Below are 19,490 nucleotides of genomic sequence, written 5' to 3'. Positions count from 1 at the left end.
TGTTATATCAGATTTTTCTAAGAAAATGAGGAGCTCACATGCCGGCGAAAAAGCAATTGGGACAGCGGGCACAGCGCAAAGCACAGCGGCCTCAAGAGATACTGGAAGCGGCCTTTGAGGAGTTCGTCGAGCGTGGCTATGTGGCGACTCGCATCGAGGACATCGCCAAGCGTATCGGCGTCACCAAGGGGACGATCTATTTCTATTTCGAGACGAAGGAACGGCTGTTCGACGAAATGATCCGCCATATCTCCGTCCCGTTTTCCGATGTCAGTGCTGGCGCGAAAAACTTGAGCGGCCCCTATTCCTCAAGGATCAGGGCATTTATTCGCCTGTTTTACGATCGTATCGTGATGGACCGGAATACGAGAGAGCTTCTGCGCTTTGTCCTCACGGAAGGATCACGGTTCCCTCATGTGGTGGACCGCAACCATGACGAATTCATCAAGCCTCTCATCGAAGCGGCAAGGGATATCCTTGAGGCAGGTGTTGCCGCCGGCGAATTTCGAAATGCGCCGGCAATCAAGATTCCGGATGCTGCCATAGGGGCGACCATGATGCTGTCCGTATGGCAGATGCTCTTTGCCGATCGCAAGCCACAGGACGTGGAGGCGTTTTTCGAGGCGCATGTGGATGTCATTCTCAACGGATTGATCGCGAGGGACTGAACCGTCTTGCGCGAAAGCTTGATTGTTCCGCGAGGCCATGGATGGGGCGGAATTCCGCCCCATCTGTCCGTTGGATTAGCCGTGAAGCTCGTTCCTCATTCGACGTCGAACTTGACGCCTTGCGCGAGGGGCAGGGTGCGGCCGTAGTTAATGGTATTCGTGGCGCGGCGCATATAGGCCTTCCAGGCGTCAGAGCCGGATTCGCGGCCGCCGCCGGTTTCCTTTTCGCCGCCGAAGGCACCACCGATCTCAGCGCCAGACGGACCGAGATTGACGTTGGCGATGCCGCAATCCGAGCCGCGCGCCGAAACGAAGGCTTCCGCTTCGCGCATATCATTGGTGAAGATCGATGACGACAGGCCCTGCGGTACGGCATTGTGCAGCGCCAACACCGCATCGAAATCGCTGTACTTCATCACATAGAGGATCGGCGCGAAGGTTTCCTGCTCCACCGGGCCGGTCTGTGCCTGCATCTCGACCAGAGCCGGGCGGACGTAGAAGGCATCGGCTGAACCGTTGTCGACGCGCTCGCCGCCGGTCACCTTGCCGCCGGCCGATTTGGCTTCGCCAAGGGCTGCCTGCATCCGGTCGAAAGCGTGTTTGTCGATCAGCGGGCCGACCAGCGTGCCCTGTTCGAGCGGATTGCCGATGGTGACGGAGCCGTAGGCCTTTTGCAGGCGCGGCACGAGCTGATCGTAGACGCTCTCATGCACGAAGAGACGGCGCAGCGTCGTGCAGCGTTGGCCGGCGGTGCCCATGGCGGAGAAGGCGACGCCGCGCAGCGTCAGGTCGAGATCGGCCGTCGGGCTGACGATCGCAGCATTGTTGCCGCCGAGCTCGAGGATGGCGCGGGCGAAGCGGCTGGCAAGCCGCGGACCGACGGCGCGGCCCATGGCCGTCGAGCCGGTGGCGGAGACCAGCGGAACCTTGGGATGATCGACCAGGATCTCGCCGAGATCGCGGCCGCCAATGATCAGCGTCGAGAGATTGGCCGGGGCGTCGCCGCCCTCGGCGATGAAACGCTTCAAGGCCTTTTCGAACAGGGCCTGTGTTGCAAGTGCGGTGAGTGGCGTCTTTTCCGAGGGCTTCCAGATCGTCGAATTACCGCAGACCATGGCGAGCGCCGCATTCCACGACCAGACGGCGACCGGGAAGTTGAAGGCGGAGATGATGCCGATTGGGCCGAGCGGATGCCAGGTTTCCATCATCCGGTGTTCGGAGCGTTCGGTGGCGATCGTCAGACCATAGAGCTGGCGCGACAGGCCCACGGCGAAATCGCAGATGTCGATCATTTCCTGTACTTCGCCGAGGCCTTCGGAGGTGATCTTGCCGACCTCGATGGAGACGAGGCGACCAAGTACCGCCTTGCCGGCGCGCAGCTCTTCGCCAAGCAGACGGACCAGTTCGCCGCGCTTGGGCGCCGGTACATTGCGCCAGGCGAGGAAGGCGTCTTGCGCCTTGTCGATCGCGGCCTTGGCATCGGCGGCCGAATCTTCCCTGAGACGGCCGATCTCGGCGCCGGTGACCGGTGAGGTCACGGCAAGCGTTCCGCCCGTATAGCGATCGGCGGAGACGCCGAGGCCGGTGAGGATTTTCGAGACTTCGGAAGCAAGATCTGGCGTGGACATGGTCATTATCGTCTTTCTGATGGAAGGGTGTTCGGTGATGTCTAGAAGCGGTCGCTGGTCAGATGAGCGATCTGGGCTCCGGCTTCGTAATAGAGTTCCTTGGCGGCACGAAAGCTTGGGTCCTTCGGCGCGGTCAGCGGCAGGGGAAGCTCGGCTTCGCTGATATCACCGAGAATATGGTGGGCAATGGTCTTGCCGAACACCGTGCCCGGCGCAATGCCCCGGCCATTATAGCCTGAAAAGCCGATGACGTTCTCCGCGAATTTATGGAAACGGGGGACGGCATCCTCGGTCATGCCGATCTTGCCGTACCACTCGCTTTCAAAGGCGATGTCTCCGAGATGCGGGAACAGCTTCTTCAACGACCGCCGCGCCCAGCTTCTGTGAACGGCAAGGCCGGTGTTGCGCAATGCCCCGATGCTGCCGATGACAAGACGTCCGGCCTGGTCCATGCGGAAGGACGACAGGATTTCCTTCGTATCCCAGCAGCCTTCGCGGCCAGGCAGGATCGACTTGCGTACATTGTCGCCGAGCGGCACGGTGGCGAAATTGAAATAGGGCAGATGCACCTGCTCGGTGCGCACCTGTTCCCAGGGGCCGGTGGAATAGGCGTCGGTGGCGACGACGATCCATTTTGCGGAGACGGACCCATGCGCCGTGCTCACCTTCCATCCGTCGCCCTGGCGTTCGGTGGCGATGACGGCGCTACCGGTAAAGATTTTCGTGCCGGCACGGATGGCCGCATGCGCCAGGCCGCGCGCATAGGCAAGCGGCTGGATGGTGCCGGCGCGCGGATCGAACAACGATCCGGCATAGGCGGAGCTGCCGACCCGGCGGGCAGTCTCTTCGGCAGACAGCAGTTGCACCGGGGCGCCCCGGGCGGTCCATTGGCGATGCCGCTCCTGCAACTCCTTCAGGCCATCAGCCCCAACGGCCAGATGCAACGTGCCGTTCTTTTCGATCTCGCAGGCGATCTCGTGTCTCTCGACGATCTCGCGTACCAGAAGCGGCGCTGCCCCGAGCAGATCGAGCGCCCGCTCGCCGTGGACCGGTCCCAGCACGCCGGGAATATCGTCCGGCATCACCCACATGCCGCCATTGACCAGGCCGACATTGCGGCCAGCACCACCAAAACCGATTTCGACCGCCTCCAGAACGACCGCCGACTGACCAGCTTCAGTGAGATGCAGGGCCGCCGAGAGGCCGGTGTAGCCGCCACCGACGATGACGACATCGGCGGTGATGTCGCCGGCAAGCGCTGATGTCACGGGGCCGGCGGGTGCGGTCTTCTCCCAAAGGCCGTGGGAGCGGGGGTTATTCAGCATCGGTCCTGTCCATCAATATGAAAATCTCGGGCAATGCCTTCGCGGCAGACTGGAACCGACATCCTAGAGACGCCTGACCCGGCCGCAGCCAATGTCTGGAGATGAAAGCAGTAGCCTGCATTGGACGATCTCGCAACGGTTGGGCAGGCGGACGGGAGCGACGTTCATGAGATATGGAGACATCATTCCAATTTTTCTGCCTCCGCCTCTTTACGGCGCGGTTTTCATGGAAGAAATTGATATTTCTTCAAGAGTTAATTCCGTATGGGAATGAACATGATCACGCCTCGGAGATTTCTGCCCTCTTTGTCCCTGCTGTCTGCTTTCGAGGCGGCGGCCCGCACCGGCAGTGTCACCGTGGCCGCAAGGGAACTGGATCTCACGCAAAGCGCGGTCAGCCGCCAGATCAAGGCGCTGGAGGAGCAGCTTGGCGTGGAGCTGTTCGTGCGGGAGCGCCAAACCATCCGGCTGACGCTTGCCGGCGACAGCTATGCCCGCGAGATCCGCGAGGCATTGCGGCGGATCTCCTCGGCGTCGCTCGACCTGCGCGCCAACCCGAACGGCGGAACATTGAACGTGGCGATCCTACCGACCTTCGGGACGCGCTGGCTCGCCCCGAGGCTCGGCGATTTTCTTTCGACCAATCCGGGCATCACCATCAATCTGGTGACCCGTCTGTCGCCGTTCGATTTTCGGCTGGATTCGATCGATGCGGCCATTCATTTTGGCCATCCGCACTGGCCGGGTGCCGAACTTGCATTCTTGATGTCGGAGCGGACCGTGCCCGCTTGCAGCCCCGATTTTCTCGCCCGTCACCGGCTGGTGGAGCCCGCCGACTTTCTGCAGGTGCCGCTGCTGCATCTGACCACCCGGCCGGATGCCTGGGAAAAATGGCTGGCGGCGAACGGCGCGCCCGCATCCGGTGTGCGGGGCATGTTGTTCGATCAGTTCGCAACCGCCGCTCAGGCTGCCATCTCCGGCCTTGGTGTTGCCTTGCTGCCGACATTTCTCATCCAGGAAGAACTCAAGCGCGGAGAGCTGGTGGCCGCCTCGTCCAACGAGCTGGAAAGCGACGAACGCTATTATCTTGCCTGTCCGTTCGAGCGCCTGGCATATCCGCCGCTTGTCCGCTTTCGCGAGTGGATTGTGAATCAGCGTTGAGGGATCACCCTGCCCCTGTGGAGAAATCGAGGGCGCCTGCATAATTGAAGAATCTCTAATCGATTAAAATAAATTCAATCGTTTAAACCCTTTAATGCTATGATTTACAAAGAATTTCTTTCGTGCCATCCAAGTGGTCTCACACCAAGGAGGTCCTGATGCAAGAGCGTGAAGCCATGCGGAACGAGATACCTTTACACGTCGTCGATCGCCTGGAAAGTGAATGGCGGTCGGTGCAGGTCGAGCGCTCTGCGCGCGCGCCGAAGACCGACACGGTCGACAAGACCGGCGCCATGCCGGGCGACAATCTTGGAACGGCCAATAGCTGATACTGCCGGCCCTGTTCTTCGCCGCATTCCCTGATCCTGTCGCTTGCGGTCAGTCCGCCGGACATCCGCAAGCGACAGAACTGGATGACTATCCGCGCCAGTTCAGGAAGCGCCGTTCGATCTGGCCGATGACGAAGTTCACGATCAGGCCCATCATCGACAAGATGGCGACGCCGGTGAACAGCTTTTCAAGATCATAAAGCGAGCCTGCTTCGAGGATATAGGCGCCGACGCCAAATTGCGCGCCGAGCATTTCCGCGGCGACCAGCAGGATGATCGCGATCGAGATCGACACGCGAAGACCGGAAAGAATCGCCGGAAAAGCGCCCGGCAGGACGATCTTGCGGACAATCGACCACCAACTCAAGCCGAAGCTCTGGCCCATGCGGATCAGCGAGCGGTCGACATTGTCGACGGCGCCATAGGTGGCGACGACCGTCGGCGTGAATGTCCCGAAGGCGATCAGCGCATATTTCGAGGTTTCGTCGATCCCGAACCAGATGACGAACAGTGGCAGGAGGGCAATCTTCGGGATCGGAAACAGTGCCGCCACGAGCGGCACGAGGCCGGCGCGGACATGGCTGAAAAGGCCGATGCAGACGCCGATCGAGATGCCGGCGGCAATGCCGAGGGTGGCGCCGACGAAAAGCCGCTGCAAAGACGGCAACAAATGCTGCCAGAGCAGGCCTGTTCGCCAGAGCTGCATGAAGGTCTCAAGAACCGCCGACGGTCGCGGCAGCGTCAGGTTCGATATGATGCCGGTGCGGGTGCCGATTTCGGCAAGCGCGATCAGGATGACGAAGACTGCGAGCGCCATGCCGCGAACAGGCGTCGGGGCAAAGCCGCCGCCGCGAAAGTCGACAGCGCGAACCGGCGCTGCATTCGTTCCGGCATTGTCGTCATCGGCCATGCATGACGGCGGTGAAAATGTGGTGATGTCAGACATTGACCAGCTCCTTGTCGGCGGCCATGGCCTCTTCCCGCATCAGCTCCCAGAGCTGCTTCTGCTTTTCCTCCAGCACCGGATCGCCGAGATGGCGGTCGGACAGCGGAATATCGATATCGACGATGTCGCGAATGCGTCCAGGGCGGCGGGAGAGGACGACGACACGATGACCCAGCCGAACGGCCTCATTGAGATTGTGGGTGACATAGACCGAGGTGAAGGGCTGGCGGGTCCAGAGCGAAATCAGGTCGTCCATCAGCAGTTCGCGGGTCTGGCTGTCGAGCGCCGACAGCGGCTCGTCCATCAGCATGACGGCGGGGCGAACCGCAAGCGCCCGGCTGATGGCAACACGCTGGCGCATACCTCCGGAGAGTTGCTTGGGAAGCGTGCGCCGAAATTCGGAAAGGCGCGTGCGTTCGAGGACATCCGTGACGATTTCGTCCATCTCGCGTTTGCTGAGGCCATGATCCTCGAGCACCAGCTTGATATTGCCCTCGACCGTGCGCCAAGGCAGCAGGGCAAAGTGTTGGAAGACGTAGGTGAGCGGATTGAGCGAACCGGCTGGCGGATTGCCGATTTGCAGGACCTCGCCCGATGAGGGGCGCTCAAGGCCGCCGAGGAAGCGCAACAGCGTGGACTTGCCGCATCCGGATGGTCCGATCAGACAGACGATCTGGCCCTGCGGGATATCGAGCGAGATATCCTTCAGAACCTCGACGGATCCGTAGCGATGGCTGATGTTCTTGAGCTTCAGGTCCATGTGTCCTCCAGGCGGAAGCCTTGAAAGCCCCCCGCATTCAGCTGCGGCCGATCAGATCGTTTTGACGTAGGACGTGTCGAAGAGCTGCTCGTTGGTGATCGCTTCCTTGACCATGCCTTCGGACTTGAACCATTCGAGCTGTTCCACACAGCTGCCGAGCGAGAGCGCCAGGCCGTTGTTGATCCGCATCGCGCCGTCGATCAGGTTCTGCCTGGCGGTCTCGAACGGACTGTCGCTTTCGACGTATTTGTGCACGATCTTCGCCAGATCGTCGCGCTCGGCGTCATTGGCCTTGTTGTCGACGAAGGCTGCGTTGTAGTCTGCGATCGCCTTGGAATAGGCTTTGACGAAGGCCTCTGTCAGCTCCCGTTCACTCTTGGCATTCTTGGTCGAGGTAAAGGCGGTTGTCACCTGGTAGTTCGGCGCATAATCGGACACGAGGCCGATCTGCTTGGCGGCGCCTTCCCGGAGCATCTGCTTGGCCACATTCGGCTGGATCGCCCAGGCATCGATCTGCCCGGTCGACAGCGCGCCGACCAGGGCGCCGAGCTTTTGCAGCGGGCGAAGCTGAATGTCCGAGAGCTTGATATTGTTCGCCTGCGCGATCTTGTGGATCATGAAATGGAAGGACGAGCCGGCGGTGGTGATGCCGAAGCTCTTGCCGGCTAGTTTTGACGGATCCGTCAGGCCCGCATCATAGGCCTTGTTCGAGGCGAGGATGATGGCGCCAACGGTGCCTTTCTCCTCGGTCAGCGCGCCGCCGATTACCTTGACTGCGTCCTTCTGCGCCAGGCTGATCAGGCCGCCGCTCATCGCGGTCACGCCGAAATCGACGTCGCCGGAGGCAATCGCCACGGCCATGGGCTGGGCGGCTTCGAAGAATTTCAGGTCGATGTCGAGCCCGGCTTCCTTGTAGTAGCCGCGCTCATAGGCGATGAAGCTCGGCGCATGGCTGGCAAGATGCAGCACCGCGAGATTGCGGGTTGCCGCGCGCGCCGGCATGCCGAAGGCGGCCGCAGCGCCGACAGCGCCCATGCCGATAAGCGCCTGACGGCGGTTCAAGGTAAACTTCATTTGGTGTCTCCTCCGATGGGGCAGCGCCTGGGGCGTCTTTGCTCCTGTTTGCCATTGACCGTCATGGAAGGCAACCAACCGTGGCGATGTCTCCGGCACCTTCTGCGCCTAAGCTTCAGGCAAGGAGGCAGGTTACCCGCCGGCATGTCATCGAGAGATTTTCTTCAGGAAGGGCAGGAGGGCACCGAGCACCTCGTCGGCTGCGGTTTCAGGCAACAGATGGCCGCCGCCAATACCAATGCCTTCGACATTTTCCGCCCAATCCGCCCATATATCCAATGGCTCCCGGCCGCCGCCATAGAGCCGCCCTTCTTCCGAAAGGACAAGGACGGGTACCTGGATCTTGCGCCCGGACGCGCGATCCGTGAGATCGTCAGCTTCATCGGTGGTGGCGCCGGCCCTGTAGTCCTCGCACATGGCGTGCCGCACCTCCGGCCTGTCGAAGGCGGCCCGATAATCCTCGAGCGCCAGCGGGTGAAGCCTGTCGATGCCGAGAGCCATCTTGTCGAGGGTGAGGTCGATCAGGAAGCCGGGGTCCGCCGCCATCAGCTTCTCCGGCAGCGGTGCTGGCTGCGCCATCATGAACCAGTGCCAGGCACCCATGCCGAAAGCCTTGGCTGCACCCTCCCACATCTCCGACGTCGGCACGACCGTAACCGAGACGAGCGCGGTAACGGATTCTGGATAGTCGAGCGCCATGCGGTAGGCGACGCGGCCGCCGCGATCGTGGCCGACGACAACGAAGCGTTCGTGTCCAAGGGCCTTCATCATCTCATGCAGGCACGTCGCCATTCGCCGCTTCGATCCGGCGCCTTCAGAATTGCCGACGAGGCGGCTGTTGCCGTAGCCGGGCAGATCTGGGACGACGATGCTGTGGTTGGTCGCGAGAACCGGCGCAATGCGATGCCAGGTGGATCGTGTCTCCGGATAGCCATGCAGGAGAAGGATCGCCGGCCCGGAACCGCCGGTCAGGACGGCCAACTCGGCCTGGGCTGTCTCGATGCACCTGTCCTCGAAATCGGGGAATAGCGTATTCGCGTGTCGATCCATGGCTTGATGACTCCGTTGGAATGGGCGCCCTCGAGCGCGATCGGGCCTACGATGCTGATTGTTGTGTTCGGCCGCTGCCGGGCCAGTCAAGCATCTTCGAACAGGCCGACGCCACTTTTCTATGCGATAGAGATCTATGCGGCGTCGTCATTCCGTCCTGGCTTGACTGGTGGCATGGATGCGGGTTGCGGCGATCCATTCCAGGGTTCGGGCTTCGGGGTCGGCGTTACGCGTGATGTCGGTCACGACAGCAGCGCTGTCGGCGCCGTTCTGGAAGACGCCCGCGACGCGATCGAGGTTCAAACCGCCGATGGCGACGAGCGGCAGCGTTCCGATCCGGCCTTTCCATTGGCGCAGACGATCGAGGCCCTGTGGTGCCCATGGCATTTTCTTGAGGATGGTGGGGTAGACCGGGCCGAGTGCGATATAATCCGGCCTCGCGGCAAGGGCTGTGGCCAGTTCGGCCTCGTCATGCGTCGAGAGCCCGAGCTTCAGGCCCGCTTTGCGAATAGCCCGGAGATCGGCCACGGCCAGGTCTTCCTGCCCGAGATGGATAAAGTCGCATCCTTCTTCGATGGCAAGCTGCCAGTAGTCGTTGATGACGAGCTGGCATTGATGCGCCGTGCAGATTGCCTTCGCCCTTTGGATTTCGGCGCGGATCTCCGACGGCGTACGATCCTTGATGCGCAGCTGCACCAGCTTGACGCCGAGCGGCACCAGCCGGGCAATCCAGTCGGCGCTATCGACGATGAGGTAGAAGGGGGCAAGCCTCATGCGAAGACCGCCTTTCCAATCACCGGCGTCGATGGCACCGCCATATCGCGCGGCTCCAGCATGCCGGCGCCAAAGGCTTGCCGGCCCGCGTCGATCGCCTTGGCAAAGGCGCCAGCCATGGCGGCTGGGTCGCGGGCGCCAGCAACGGCGGTGTTGAGCAGCACCGCATCGAAGCCGAGCTCCATGACCGTCGTCGCATGCGATGGCCGGCCGATACCGGCATCGACGATCAGCGGCACATCCGGGAAATGCGCCCGCATGGCCCGAAGGGCGGAAAGATTGAGCGGCCCAGCAGCACTGCCGATCGGCGCGCACCAGGGCATCAGGACCTTGCAGCCCGCATCCAGCAGCCGTTCGGCCACCACCAGATCGTCGGTCGTATAGGGAAAGACCTCGAACCCTTCGCTGGAAAGAATGCGCGCCGCCTCCACCAGCCCAAAGATATCCGGTTGAAGTGTGTCGTGATTGCCGATGACTTCCAGCTTGATCCAGTTGGTCTGAAACACTTCGCGCGCCATTTTGGCCGTCAGTACCGCTTCGGAAACGCCATGGCAGCCGGCGGTATTGGGAAGGACGTGGACGCCGAGCGCGCGGATCATCTCGAAAAACGTGCTGCCATTGCGCCCGCCGGCTGTCTCGCGGCGCAGCGACACGGTTACGATCTCCGTTGCCGACTGTCTGACGGCCTCGGCCAGAATGGCGGGAGAGGGGTAGCGCGCGGTGCCCAGCAAAAGGCGGGACGCGACTTCGGTTCCGTAGAGAGCAAGCATGATCAGCCTCCTTGCATGGGGGTCAGGATCTCGATCCTGTCATTGTCGTTGAGGGCGTGGTCGGCGCGATCCTCGCGATGAACGAGCTCGCCGTTGACGGCGGTCGCAAGCCAGTCGCCCTCATAATCCAGCGTGACCAGCAGCTCGGAAAGTGTCGCGACAGTGATGGTCTGGGACTCGCCGTTGACGATCAGTCTCATGGGACAGGCGCTCCTATGGGGGGTCGGGAAAAGACAAGATCAGCGGCCTCAGCGGCCATGGCCGGCGCCAGCAGAAAGCCGTGACGATAAAGACCATTGAGAATGACGGCATTTCCTTCCCGCCTCACGCGCGGAAAATTGTCACGGAAGGCCGGGCGGATACCGGCGCCGGTCTCAATGACGGTGGCATCCGCGAAAGCCGGGTGCAGCGCATAGGCGGCGTTCAGCAATTCCATCAGCGAGCGCGCCGCGATCGGCCCGTTGAATTCGGTCTCGATCATCGTTGCACCGACCATGAAAAGGCCGTTGCCGCGCGGCACGATATAGACGGGAATACGCGGGTGCAGCAGACGAACGGGTCTGATGAGTTCGACCTCATCGGTCTGAAGATAGAGCATTTCGCCTCGCACCCCACGCAGGTCGCGGGTCTCTCCAATGCGTGCTCCGCCGGTGCAGTCGACAATATCGTCGAAACCCTGTTCGGTCGGATTCTCGCTGATGAAGATAACGCCTCGTACGGCAAGCCTTTCCTGCAGTGCGCTCAACACCCGCCGTGGATCGAGATGGGCTTCGCGGGGAAAGAACAGGCCTTGCCGAAAGCGCCCGGCAAGCGCCGGTTCCAGTGTAGCCAAGGCTTCTTCTTCCACCCATTCATAACCCGTCGTCCGACCGGCGAAGCGCTTCAGCTCACCATGATCGCGCGCTGGCGCCACCACCAGCGTCCCGTTGCGGACGACTTCTCCGGGCAGGATCGCCTCCCACCGGTCGGCAGCATCGAGGCCGCGCGTGAGCACCGCCTCCTCGGCACTTTCCCGTTCGCACCAGGGCGCCAGCATGCCGCCCGCGAGCCAGGATGCGGCACGGCCGAACCCTGGGCGCGGGTTGAAGACGGTGACGTCGGCGCCGCGAGCGTGGAGTTCATGCGCGACCGTGAGGCCGGCGACGCCGGCCCCTTTGACGAGGATACGCATCTCAGCCGGCCGAAGGCTCGACGGCATCGAGCGGCATATAGAGATCGCCACCCTCGCGGTACTTCGCCGCCATCGCCTCCAGACCCTCCTTCTGCGCCTCGGCACGGATGTCGTGCGAAATCCGCATGGAGCAGAATTTCGGGCCGCACATGGAGCAGAAATGCGCGACCTTGTGCGCCTCCTTCGGCAGCGTCTCGTCATGGAAGCTGCGGGCGGTTTCCGGATCCAGCGAGAGGTTGAACTGGTCCTCCCAGCGGAATTCGAAACGGGCACGCGAGAGCGCGTCGTCGCGCAGCTGTGCTGCCGGATGTCCTTTGGCAAGATCGGCGGCGTGGGCGGCGATCTTGTAGGTGATGACGCCGGTCTTGACGTCGTTGCGATCCGGAAGTCCCAGATGCTCCTTCGGGGTGACGTAGCAGAGCATCGCGGTACCGAACCAGCCGATCATCGCCGCACCAATGCCGGAGGTGATGTGGTCGTAGCCGGGTGCGATGTCGGTCGTCAACGGCCCGAGCGTATAGAAAGGGGCTTCGCCGCAGACCTTGAGCTGCTTGTCCATGTTCTCCTTGATCTTGTGCATCGGCACATGGCCGGGGCCCTCGATCATCACCTGGCAATCCTTAGCCCAGGCGATCTTGGTCAATTCGCCCAGCGTTTCCAGTTCGGCGAACTGCGCCGCGTCATTGGCATCGGCGATCGAGCCGGGGCGCAGGCCGTCGCCGAGCGAGAAGGAAACGTCATAGGCGCGGCAGATGTCGCAGATCTCCTCGAAATGCTCGTAGAGGAAGCTCTCGCGATGATGATGGAGACACCACTTGGCCATGATCGAGCCGCCGCGCGAGACGATGCCGGTGACGCGGTTGACGGTGAGCGGGATGTAGTGGAGCCGCACGCCGGCATGGATGGTGAAATAGTCGACACCCTGTTCGGCCTGCTCGATGAGGGTGTCGCGATAGACCTCCCAGGTCAGGTTCTCGGCAATGCCCTCGACCTTCTCCAGCGCCTGGTAGAGCGGAACGGTGCCGATCGGCAGCGGCGAGTTGCGGATGATCCATTCGCGGATATTGTGGATGTTGCGGCCGGTCGAAAGGTCCATGACGGTGTCGGCACCCCAGCGCGCCGCCCAGACCATCTTCTCGACCTCTTCGGCCATCGACGAGGTGACGGCCGAGTTGCCGATATTGGCGTTGATCTTCACCAGAAAATTCCGGCCGATGATCATCGGCTCGGCTTCCGGGTGGTTGATGTTGGCCGGGATGATCGCGCGGCCCGCCGCCACTTCCTGCCGGACGAATTCCGCCGTCACATGGTCCGGAATATGGGCGCCGAAGCTTTCGCCGTCGCGCACCATCGCATCCACTTGTGCCTTGCGGCCGAGGTTTTCGCGGATGGCGATAAACTCCATCTCCGGTGTGATAATGCCGGCGCGCGCATAGGCGAGCTGGGTGACGGCCTTGCTATCCTTGGCGCGCAACGGCTGGCGTAGCGTGGGAAATTCGGGCGTCAGCCTTTCGCCACTGGCAAAGCCGTTGTCCTCGGGGCGGACATGGCGGCCCTGATAGGCTTCGACGTCGCCACGGGCGAGCACCCAGTTGCGGCGCAGATCGACAAGCCCCTGCTCGATGCGGATATCGGCACCCTCGATCGTGTAGGGGCCGGAGGAATCATAGACGATGACGGGCGGCTCGCCCGATGTCGGATGGAGGCTGATTTCGCGCATCGGCACGCGGATGTCGGGGTGGATGTCTCCGGGAATGTAGATCTTCCGGGATGCCGGCAAGGGGCCGGTGGTGACTGTCGGGGTTACATTCTTTGCGGCGATATTCATGGTTTGAGGCTCCAAGTTGCGATTGGAGACCCAGTCCTCAGCCGGAATGATGAAAAGACGCCGGCTAAGGATTCCACGCGTGAATCCACAAACCTTTCGAGCGCTTGCACCGTCCCTACGCCAGTATGAACTGGATCAGGTTCAACGGGTCACTGCGCCACAATCGGCAAAGCCGAGTTGTCCAGCAGTATCTCAGCCCCTTGCCGGGACCCCCCTGGTGAATGTCGTGAAGGCTATGCTCTCGGTTCGGGTCATGTCAACCCTGCAGATGAGGCGATGACATCGAGGCTTGGCCGAGAGATCCTCCGGCCAAGCAAGAAGGCTATGTTTTGGGTGCACTCGTCGTTTCGCGGATGACGAGTTCGAAGCCGACATTCATGCGGCTCTCCGCCGGTTGCGCGCCGGTGCCGCCTGGCTCCAGGATGGAAAGCAGCAACTCCCCGGTTTTCCGGCCGATCATGGCGGCATCGACGCGGATGGTCGACAGTGCCGGCACGCACTGGTGGGCGATGTCGAAATCGCCGAAGCCGAGAATGGAAAGGTCGTCCGGGACAGCGATCTTGCGGCGATGACATTCCATCAGCGCGCCGACCGCGGAAATGTCGGAAACGGCAAAGACGGCCTGAACATCGGGGGCTCGTTGGAGAAGCGTGCTCAGCGCCTCTGCGCCGTGGTCGTAGGACGAAGGCGCGGCGTTCTGGCGAACGATGAAATTGTCGGAGAGGCCAGCCTCCCGAAGGGCTGCGGCGAATCCCAGCAGGCGGCTTTCGCCACGAAAGTCCATGGCGTCAGCATCGATCGCCGATCCGACGGCGCCGATGCGGCGATGGCCGAGCGAGATGAGGTGCCGGGCCGCCAGCCGCCCGACTTCGTAATTGGAAAAGCCCACAGCATGATCGACCGGATGTTCCGGCACGTCCCAGATTTCGACGATCGGAATGCCTGCCCGCAGCAGCATCTCGTTGGTCGCCTTGGTATGGACCGTGCTGGCGATGACGATCGCGTCCGGGCGCCGCGCCAGCATGGCGCGAACGATTCGCTCCTCCTCCGACAGGCTGTACATGGTGTAGCCGATCAGAAGCTGGTAGTCGGCGGCGCGCAGCGCACCCGCCAGGCCCTGTGCGGTGTCGGCGAAATTGGCGTTGGTCAAGGTGGGCAGGATCGCGGTGATGAAGTTGGTCCGGCGCGAGGAAAGTGAGCTGGCTGTCCGGTCCGGCACATAGCCGAGCTGCTCGATCGCTGTCATCACGCGGTTGCGCGTCGGTTCGGCGACGAGCGCCGGGTCGGCCAGCACGCGAGATACGGTCATCTTCGAAACGCCGGCAAGCCGCGAGACGTCGCTCATGGTCGCCTTGCGGGATATGTCTGAAGGATGCGCCACGTTTTCCCCTGTTTTTGACTCACGCAATCCGTTGGTAGACGAGATGATAGAACCGGCCGTCGCACATGCTCATCATCTCGTCGGTGATGGCGCGACCTTCCAGGCGAACGGGCGAGGCGAGCGCCTCTTCCACGGCATCCATCGTCGGATAATCGATTTCCTGGACCATGATGATCGGCGCGGCTCCGGGGTCGCTGCGCCCGGTGCGCATCACACGCACGGCCTGGGCATTCGGCATGCGCTTCCACACGGGTAGCAGCTTTTCCTCGACGATGCGAAAGAATTCCTCCTCGCGACCGGCGTGGATTGCGCCCTCGAAAATCGCGGAACGAGTGAACATGAATTTTCCTCCCTTAAGACGATGCCGAAACCACTATGTGTTATCCAGCTTGCAATGATACCGGTAACATGCTCTATTGCAATCACCAACCGAAAAGGTGCGAGCCGGATCGGAGGCGGTGCAGAAGCGCAAGCATTATTGTTTGAATTCTGGGAAATAGGAGCGAACACTTCAAAAGCGCCAATTTGGCTATGGTGGTTTTCTCCATTCTCTTTCCCTATGTTACCGTAAACATGGGTGCCGCGAATAGATGAATGATTCCGCCGCGAAGGCTCCGGGGAGTGGGCAGCGGCGGAGTGTAACAAAGCACCAATGGAGGAGTATCATGAACATCTCGAAATCCCTGCGCGGGATCATGGCCGCGGTCGGTATTGTCGCCACGGGCCTGCTTGCGACGACGCAGGCCCATGCGACGACGCTGAACGACATCGTCTCGCGCGGCAAGGTGCGCATCGGCGTTCTCACCGGCGCGCCGCCGATGGGCATGGTCGATGAAAAGGGCAATCCGGCCGGCTATGACGTCGACGTCGCCAATCTGATAGCCGGCTATCTCTCGCTGCCGGTGGAACTTGTTCCGCTAACGCCGCCGTCGCGCATTCCGGCGCTTCAGACCGGCAAGGTGGATTTCCTCGTCGCAACGTTGGCGCCGACCGGCGAGCGGGCGAAGACGGTGATGTTCACCCAGCCCTACAGCGCCTTCAACATGGACATCATTTCCGGTCCCGGCCAGAAATTCACCAAGCTGTCCGATCTCGAGGGCAAGCGCGTGGCGGTGAACCGTGGTTCGTCGCAGGAAACGGCGCTGCGCAAGGCGGCGGTTCCCGGCCTCGAGATTGTTGTCTATGAGGATGATTCCACCAGCGCGCAGGCACTGATCGCCGGCCAGACCGACGCGGTGGCGCTACCCTCCACGGTTGGCGAGGCGATCATCAAGCAGCTCCCGGATGCGGGCCTGCAGGTCGGCTTCACCTTCTTCCAGCAAGGTAATTCCATGGCGACGAAGATCGATGATTTCGAACTGCGCCAATGGCTGAATACCTCGATCTACCTCATGAAGATGTCCGGCGATCTCGACAAGATCTCGCTGAAGTGGACCGGCCGGCCGATGCCGCAGCTTCCGTCCTTCTGATTGGGTTTGCGTCCGTGCCCGCCGGCGGACTATTCGCCGGCGGGCCGCGAAACCTCAACGGAGGTCCTTTCCATGTCGTATACGTTTCAATTCAGCGCGCTCGCGCAATATCAGGGCGAGTTCCTGAGCGGTCTTTGGCTGACCATCAGGCTTTCGGTTCTGTCGATCATCCTTGGGTCCGGCTTCGGCATCGTGCTTGCCTCGCTGCGTTCCGTCCAGGGCAGGTGGGTGCGGTTTCTCGTCGATGCCTATGTCGAAGTCATCCGCAATACGCCCTTCCTGGTGCAGCTCTTCATCGTCTATTTCGGTCTGCCGGGTCTCGGCTTGAGGGTCGGTGCCGATACGGCGGCGCTGATCGGCATGACCATCAATCTCGCCGCCTATTCGACGGAAATCATCCGGGCTGGCATCGAGGCGGTGCACAAGTCCCAGATCGAGGCGGGCGAAGCGCTCGGCTTCACGCGGTTCCAGATCTATCGTCATGTCATCATCGTGCCGGCCATCGCCAAGGTCTATCCGGCGCTGTGCAGCCAGTTCGTGCTGATGATGCTGGCATCGAGCATCTGCTCGGCAATCTCGACCCATGAACTCGCCGCCTCGGCCGCCTTCGTGGAATCGCAGACCTACCGGTCCTTCGAGGTCTATATCGTCGTCACGCTGATGTATCTGGCGCTGGCGCTTGCGCTGCGGGCCGGCCTCGCGCTCGTTGGAATGTGGCTCTTCGGCCGCCGCGTCGCGCGTCGCACGATCACGGCCCTGCCGGAGGTACAGGCATGACACTCAGAACATTCGGCATCAACGAATTCACCTTCCTGCTGCAATCGCTGCAATGGACCGTCGTTCTGACGATCATCGCGCTGATCGGTGGTGGGCTCCTGGGCTTTGCCGTGGCACTCGCCCGAACGTCATCACTCAAGGCCGTGCGTATTGCCGCCGGCACCTATATCCAGGTGATCCAGGGCATTCCGGTCCTGATGATCCTCTTCCTGTCCTATTACGGGTTGAGCCTTGCCGGCTTCGAACTGCCGCCGCTGATTGCCGCGGGTGCGTCGATGACGATCTATGCCTCCGGCTATCTGGCGGAGATCTGGCGGGGCTGTATCCAGGCTGTGCCCAAGCCGCAATGGGAGGCGTCCGAGTCGCTCGCCATGACCCGGTTGCAGCAATATCGCTACGTCATCCTGCCGCAGGCGATGCGTATTTCCCTGCCGCCGACCGTCGGCTTTGCCGTGCAGGTGGTCAAGAACACCTCGATCGCCTCGATCATAGGCTTTGTCGAACTCGCCCGTGCCGGGCAGCTTATCAACAATGCGACGTTCCAGCCGTTTCGCGTCTTCATCGCCGTGGCGGCCCTCTACTTCGTCGTCTGCTACCCATTGTCCCAGCTGTCGCGTTGGCTGGAAAGGAGGCTTCATGCCGGAAGTAATCGTTGAAAATGTTCACAAGAGCTTCGGTGCGCTCGAGGTTCTCAAAGGTGTGTCGCTGAGCGTCGGACGGGGCGAGGTCTTCGCGCTGATCGGTCGTTCCGGTTCCGGAAAGAGCACGCTGCTTCGTTGCATGAACGGGCTGGAGAAGATCAATTCCGGCCGGATCGAGATTGCCGGCCATGCGCTCGGCGGCGATGCCAAGTCGCTGAGGGATCTCAGAACCGATGTCGGCATCGTCTTCCAGAGCTACAATCTCTTTCCGCACCTGACGGTCGGCGAGAACATCATGCTGGCGCCGCGCATCGTCAAGGATGTCAAGAAGGCGCAGACCCGCGAGATCGCCCGAGAAGTTCTGCAACTCGTCGGCCTGTCGGAAAAATTCGATGCCTATCCGGATCAACTCTCCGGCGGCCAGCAGCAGCGCGTGGCCATCGCCCGCTCGCTCGCCATGCGGCCGAAGGTGATGCTCTTCGACGAGGTGACCTCCGCGCTCGACCCGGAACTGACCGAGGAAGTGCTGTTGGTCATGGAACGACTGGCGCGCGACGGCATGACAATGATCCTCGTCACCCACGAGATGAGCTTTGCCCGGCGCGTCGCGACCCAAACCATCTTCATGCACAAGGGCACGATCTGGGAGCAGGGACCGTCGGCGGAGCTGTTCGCCAACCCGCAAACGCCGGAGCTGCGCCAGTTCGTGAAATCCGACGTGAAATAACCCCTCGTTCAAAGTTTGAGTTGATCCATGACCGTAGACATCCTGCAGCTCTGCCCGCTGACGCCCTTTCTCGAAACGGAGTTGGCCAAACGATTTACCATCCATCGCCTCTTCGAGATGGAGGACAAGGCGGCCTTCCTGGCGGCCAATGGCGATAGCATTCGCGCCACCGTCACGGGCGGTCACCTCGGTATTCCGGCCGATCTGGCTTCCGCCCTTCCAAAACTCGAAATCGTTGCAATCAACGGCGTCGGCTTCGACAAGGTCGATCTGGCCGAGGCGAAGCGGCGGGGCATCCGTGTCTCCAACACGCCGGATGTGCTGACGGCCGATGTCGCGGATCTGGCGCTCGGGCTGATCCTTGCCTTTGGCCGACAATTGCCGCGTGCCGATGCCTATGTCCGAGCCGGCAAATGGCTCTCGGCCGACATGGGGCTCTCGACGCGGGTCGCCGGTCGCCGCTACGGCATTTTCGGGCTTGGCCGCATCGGCATGGCGATTGCCAGGCGGCTCGAGGGTTTCGACGCCCGCATTTCCTATTCGGCGCGCTCGAAGCGGGATGTGCCCTACGACTATCATGAGACGCTCACAGCGCTTGCCGCAAATTGCGATGTCCTCATCCTTGCCGCCGCCGCCACGGCCGAAACCAGGCATGTCGTCAACGCCGAGGTGCTCGATGCCCTCGGGCCGAGCGGCACGCTCGTCAACGTCGCACGCGGCTCGCTGGTCGATGAGCGGGCGCTGGTCGTCGCCTTGCGGGACCGGCGAATCGGCGGCGCAGCACTTGATGTCTTCGAGGATGAACCCCGCGTCCCGGAAGAGCTGTACGACATGGACAACGTGCTTCTGGCGCCGCATCTCGGCAGTGCCACGCATGAGACCCGGCGGGCCATGGCCGATCTGGTACTTGCCAATCTCGACGCCCATTTCGCGGGAATGCCGCTACCGACTGCTGTCGTTTGACGAGCTGACGCCGGATCTCGATGGAGATCAGATGAGCGGCCGCAACGC

21 protein-coding genes and 1 riboswitch are annotated in these 19,490 nt (G+C 61.9%); of the genes, 8 read left to right on the top strand and 13 right to left on the bottom strand.

Annotated features, from left to right (window positions below):
• The first annotated feature begins 38 nt into the window (after positions 1 to 38).
• The gene (locus tag EX00_RS16775) at positions 39 to 668 is read left to right on the top strand and encodes a TetR/AcrR family transcriptional regulator (protein ID WP_047459917.1); all 630 of its coding nucleotides are present in this window, start codon (positions 39 to 41) and stop codon (positions 666 to 668) included.
• Between the two features lie 95 nt (positions 669 to 763).
• Here the strand turns inward: EX00_RS16775 and amaB are convergent, their stop codons facing one another.
• Both amaB and EX00_RS16765 read right to left on the bottom strand, forming a co-directional pair.
• Positions 764 to 2,302 carry an L-piperidine-6-carboxylate dehydrogenase gene (amaB, locus tag EX00_RS16770; protein WP_047459915.1) on the bottom strand — a complete coding sequence of 513 codons (1,539 nt, stop codon included), beginning with the start codon at positions 2,300 to 2,302 and terminating at the stop codon, positions 764 to 766.
• Between the two features lie 35 nt (positions 2,303 to 2,337).
• A complete protein-coding gene (locus tag EX00_RS16765; protein WP_047459912.1) occupies positions 2,338 to 3,621 on the bottom strand; it encodes an NAD(P)/FAD-dependent oxidoreductase in 1,284 nt (427 codons plus the stop codon).
• 270 nt (positions 3,622 to 3,891) lie between these two features.
• Between EX00_RS16765 and EX00_RS16760 the strand changes: the two genes are divergently transcribed.
• Both EX00_RS16760 and EX00_RS31750 read left to right on the top strand, forming a co-directional pair.
• Entirely contained in the window at positions 3,892 to 4,782 is an 891-nt protein-coding gene (locus tag EX00_RS16760) for a LysR family transcriptional regulator (RefSeq protein WP_202903728.1), read from the top strand.
• 158 nt (positions 4,783 to 4,940) lie between these two features.
• Positions 4,941 to 5,111 carry a hypothetical protein gene (locus tag EX00_RS31750; RefSeq protein ID WP_202903725.1) on the top strand — a complete coding sequence of 57 codons (171 nt, stop codon included), beginning with the start codon at positions 4,941 to 4,943 and terminating at the stop codon, positions 5,109 to 5,111.
• An 88-nt stretch (positions 5,112 to 5,199) separates the two neighbouring features.
• On the opposite strand, the gene EX00_RS16755 is transcribed toward EX00_RS31750, so the two are convergent.
• The 11 genes from EX00_RS16755 to EX00_RS16705 all read right to left on the bottom strand — a co-directional run bounded on the left by EX00_RS16755 (position 5,200) and on the right by EX00_RS16705 (position 15,205).
• Positions 5,200 to 6,021, bottom strand: a complete 822-nt coding sequence (locus tag EX00_RS16755; RefSeq protein ID WP_052210781.1) for an ABC transporter permease — start codon at positions 6,019 to 6,021, stop codon at positions 5,200 to 5,202.
• A 28-nt stretch (positions 6,022 to 6,049) separates the two neighbouring features.
• Positions 6,050 to 6,817, bottom strand: coding sequence for an ABC transporter ATP-binding protein (locus EX00_RS16750; protein ID WP_047459902.1), 768 nt, complete (start codon positions 6,815 to 6,817; stop codon positions 6,050 to 6,052).
• A gap of 51 nt (positions 6,818 to 6,868) precedes the next feature.
• Entirely contained in the window at positions 6,869 to 7,891 is a 1,023-nt protein-coding gene (locus tag EX00_RS16745) for an ABC transporter substrate-binding protein (RefSeq protein WP_047459900.1), read from the bottom strand.
• A 147-nt stretch (positions 7,892 to 8,038) separates the two neighbouring features.
• Positions 8,039 to 8,941: an alpha/beta fold hydrolase gene (locus EX00_RS16740; protein ID WP_047459897.1), complete on the bottom strand. Its 903-nt coding sequence runs from the start codon at positions 8,939 to 8,941 to the stop codon at positions 8,039 to 8,041.
• A 147-nt stretch (positions 8,942 to 9,088) separates the two neighbouring features.
• The gene (locus EX00_RS16735; RefSeq protein ID WP_047459894.1) at positions 9,089 to 9,715 is read right to left on the bottom strand and encodes a thiamine phosphate synthase; all 627 of its coding nucleotides are present in this window, start codon (positions 9,713 to 9,715) and stop codon (positions 9,089 to 9,091) included.
• Positions 9,712 to 10,485: a thiazole synthase gene (locus EX00_RS16730; RefSeq protein WP_047459891.1), complete on the bottom strand. Its 774-nt coding sequence runs from the start codon at positions 10,483 to 10,485 to the stop codon at positions 9,712 to 9,714. The genes EX00_RS16735 and EX00_RS16730 overlap by 4 nt, the downstream gene beginning before the upstream one ends.
• 2 nt (positions 10,486 to 10,487) lie before the next feature.
• Positions 10,488 to 10,685, bottom strand: coding sequence for a sulfur carrier protein ThiS (gene thiS, locus EX00_RS16725; protein ID WP_047459888.1), 198 nt, complete (start codon positions 10,683 to 10,685; stop codon positions 10,488 to 10,490).
• Positions 10,682 to 11,656 (bottom strand): glycine oxidase ThiO, encoded by a 975-nt coding sequence (gene thiO, locus EX00_RS16720; protein WP_047460479.1) that lies wholly within the window; start codon positions 11,654 to 11,656, stop codon positions 10,682 to 10,684. Before thiO ends, thiS begins: the two co-directional genes overlap by 4 nt.
• 1 nt (position 11,657) lies before the next feature.
• Positions 11,658 to 13,484 carry a phosphomethylpyrimidine synthase ThiC gene (thiC, locus tag EX00_RS16715; protein ID WP_047459885.1) on the bottom strand — a complete coding sequence of 609 codons (1,827 nt, stop codon included), beginning with the start codon at positions 13,482 to 13,484 and terminating at the stop codon, positions 11,658 to 11,660.
• Positions 13,485 to 13,578: 94 nt separating this feature from the next.
• Positions 13,579 to 13,710, bottom strand: a riboswitch (TPP riboswitch).
• 96 nt (positions 13,711 to 13,806) lie between these two features.
• Positions 13,807 to 14,829, bottom strand: coding sequence for a LacI family DNA-binding transcriptional regulator (locus EX00_RS16710; protein ID WP_047459882.1), 1,023 nt, complete (start codon positions 14,827 to 14,829; stop codon positions 13,807 to 13,809).
• Positions 14,830 to 14,884: 55 nt separating this feature from the next.
• Entirely contained in the window at positions 14,885 to 15,205 is a 321-nt protein-coding gene (locus EX00_RS16705) for an EthD domain-containing protein (RefSeq protein WP_047459881.1), read from the bottom strand.
• A gap of 325 nt (positions 15,206 to 15,530) precedes the next feature.
• Between EX00_RS16705 and EX00_RS16700 the strand changes: the two genes are divergently transcribed.
• The 5 genes from EX00_RS16700 to EX00_RS16680 all read left to right on the top strand — a co-directional run bounded on the left by EX00_RS16700 (position 15,531) and on the right by EX00_RS16680 (position 19,442).
• Positions 15,531 to 16,334 (top strand): transporter substrate-binding domain-containing protein, encoded by an 804-nt coding sequence (locus tag EX00_RS16700; RefSeq protein ID WP_047459877.1) that lies wholly within the window; start codon positions 15,531 to 15,533, stop codon positions 16,332 to 16,334.
• Between the two features lie 72 nt (positions 16,335 to 16,406).
• Complete coding sequence (locus EX00_RS16695) at positions 16,407 to 17,111, top strand: amino acid ABC transporter permease (RefSeq protein ID WP_047459874.1); 705 nt, start codon at positions 16,407 to 16,409, stop codon at positions 17,109 to 17,111.
• Positions 17,108 to 17,767, top strand: a complete 660-nt coding sequence (locus tag EX00_RS16690; protein ID WP_047459873.1) for an amino acid ABC transporter permease — start codon at positions 17,108 to 17,110, stop codon at positions 17,765 to 17,767. The genes EX00_RS16695 and EX00_RS16690 overlap by 4 nt, the downstream gene beginning before the upstream one ends.
• The gene (locus EX00_RS16685; protein ID WP_007689256.1) at positions 17,748 to 18,479 is read left to right on the top strand and encodes an amino acid ABC transporter ATP-binding protein; all 732 of its coding nucleotides are present in this window, start codon (positions 17,748 to 17,750) and stop codon (positions 18,477 to 18,479) included. Before EX00_RS16690 ends, EX00_RS16685 begins: the two co-directional genes overlap by 20 nt.
• Before the next feature lie 27 nt (positions 18,480 to 18,506).
• Entirely contained in the window at positions 18,507 to 19,442 is a 936-nt protein-coding gene (locus EX00_RS16680) for a 2-hydroxyacid dehydrogenase (RefSeq protein ID WP_047459870.1), read from the top strand.
• Positions 19,443 to 19,490: the final 48 nt, after the last annotated feature.

The sequence above is a fragment of the Martinezella rhizogenes genome (assembly GCF_000799715.1).
Taxonomy (GTDB): domain Bacteria; phylum Pseudomonadota; class Alphaproteobacteria; order Rhizobiales; family Rhizobiaceae; genus Rhizobium; species Rhizobium rhizogenes_C.
Note: the sequence above shows the minus strand (reverse complement) of the source record. Positions and strands in the feature narration are given on the sequence as shown.

Excerpts from the sequence above, each read along its gene's own strand:
- EX00_RS16680 (WP_047459870.1), top strand. The coding sequence starts at position 18,507 with ATGACCGTAGACATCCTGCAGCTCTGCCCGCTGACGCCCTTTCTCGAA.
- EX00_RS16685 (WP_007689256.1), top strand. The coding sequence starts at position 17,748 with ATGCCGGAAGTAATCGTTGAAAATGTTCACAAGAGCTTCGGTGCGCTC.
- EX00_RS16765 (WP_047459912.1), bottom strand. The coding sequence starts at position 3,621 with ATGCTGAATAACCCCCGCTCCCACGGCCTTTGGGAGAAGACCGCACCC.
- EX00_RS16695 (WP_047459874.1), top strand. The coding sequence starts at position 16,407 with ATGTCGTATACGTTTCAATTCAGCGCGCTCGCGCAATATCAGGGCGAG.
- thiS (WP_047459888.1), bottom strand. The coding sequence starts at position 10,685 with ATGAGACTGATCGTCAACGGCGAGTCCCAGACCATCACTGTCGCGACA.
- EX00_RS16705 (WP_047459881.1), bottom strand. The coding sequence starts at position 15,205 with ATGTTCACTCGTTCCGCGATTTTCGAGGGCGCAATCCACGCCGGTCGC.
- EX00_RS16700 (WP_047459877.1), top strand. The coding sequence starts at position 15,531 with ATGAACATCTCGAAATCCCTGCGCGGGATCATGGCCGCGGTCGGTATT.
- EX00_RS16710 (WP_047459882.1), bottom strand. The coding sequence starts at position 14,829 with ATGAGCGACGTCTCGCGGCTTGCCGGCGTTTCGAAGATGACCGTATCT.
- EX00_RS16690 (WP_047459873.1), top strand. The coding sequence starts at position 17,108 with ATGACACTCAGAACATTCGGCATCAACGAATTCACCTTCCTGCTGCAA.
- EX00_RS16760 (WP_202903728.1), top strand. The coding sequence starts at position 3,892 with ATGAACATGATCACGCCTCGGAGATTTCTGCCCTCTTTGTCCCTGCTG.
- EX00_RS16755 (WP_052210781.1), bottom strand. The coding sequence starts at position 6,021 with ATGGCCGATGACGACAATGCCGGAACGAATGCAGCGCCGGTTCGCGCT.
- EX00_RS16735 (WP_047459894.1), bottom strand. The coding sequence starts at position 9,715 with ATGAGGCTTGCCCCCTTCTACCTCATCGTCGATAGCGCCGACTGGATT.
- thiO (WP_047460479.1), bottom strand. The coding sequence starts at position 11,656 with ATGCGTATCCTCGTCAAAGGGGCCGGCGTCGCCGGCCTCACGGTCGCG.
- EX00_RS16745 (WP_047459900.1), bottom strand. The coding sequence starts at position 7,891 with ATGAAGTTTACCTTGAACCGCCGTCAGGCGCTTATCGGCATGGGCGCT.
- EX00_RS31750 (WP_202903725.1), top strand. The coding sequence starts at position 4,941 with ATGCAAGAGCGTGAAGCCATGCGGAACGAGATACCTTTACACGTCGTC.
- thiC (WP_047459885.1), bottom strand. The coding sequence starts at position 13,484 with ATGAATATCGCCGCAAAGAATGTAACCCCGACAGTCACCACCGGCCCC.
- EX00_RS16730 (WP_047459891.1), bottom strand. The coding sequence starts at position 10,485 with ATGCTTGCTCTCTACGGAACCGAAGTCGCGTCCCGCCTTTTGCTGGGC.
- amaB (WP_047459915.1), bottom strand. The coding sequence starts at position 2,302 with ATGACCATGTCCACGCCAGATCTTGCTTCCGAAGTCTCGAAAATCCTC.
- EX00_RS16740 (WP_047459897.1), bottom strand. The coding sequence starts at position 8,941 with ATGGATCGACACGCGAATACGCTATTCCCCGATTTCGAGGACAGGTGC.
- EX00_RS16750 (WP_047459902.1), bottom strand. The coding sequence starts at position 6,817 with ATGGACCTGAAGCTCAAGAACATCAGCCATCGCTACGGATCCGTCGAG.
- EX00_RS16775 (WP_047459917.1), top strand. The coding sequence starts at position 39 with ATGCCGGCGAAAAAGCAATTGGGACAGCGGGCACAGCGCAAAGCACAG.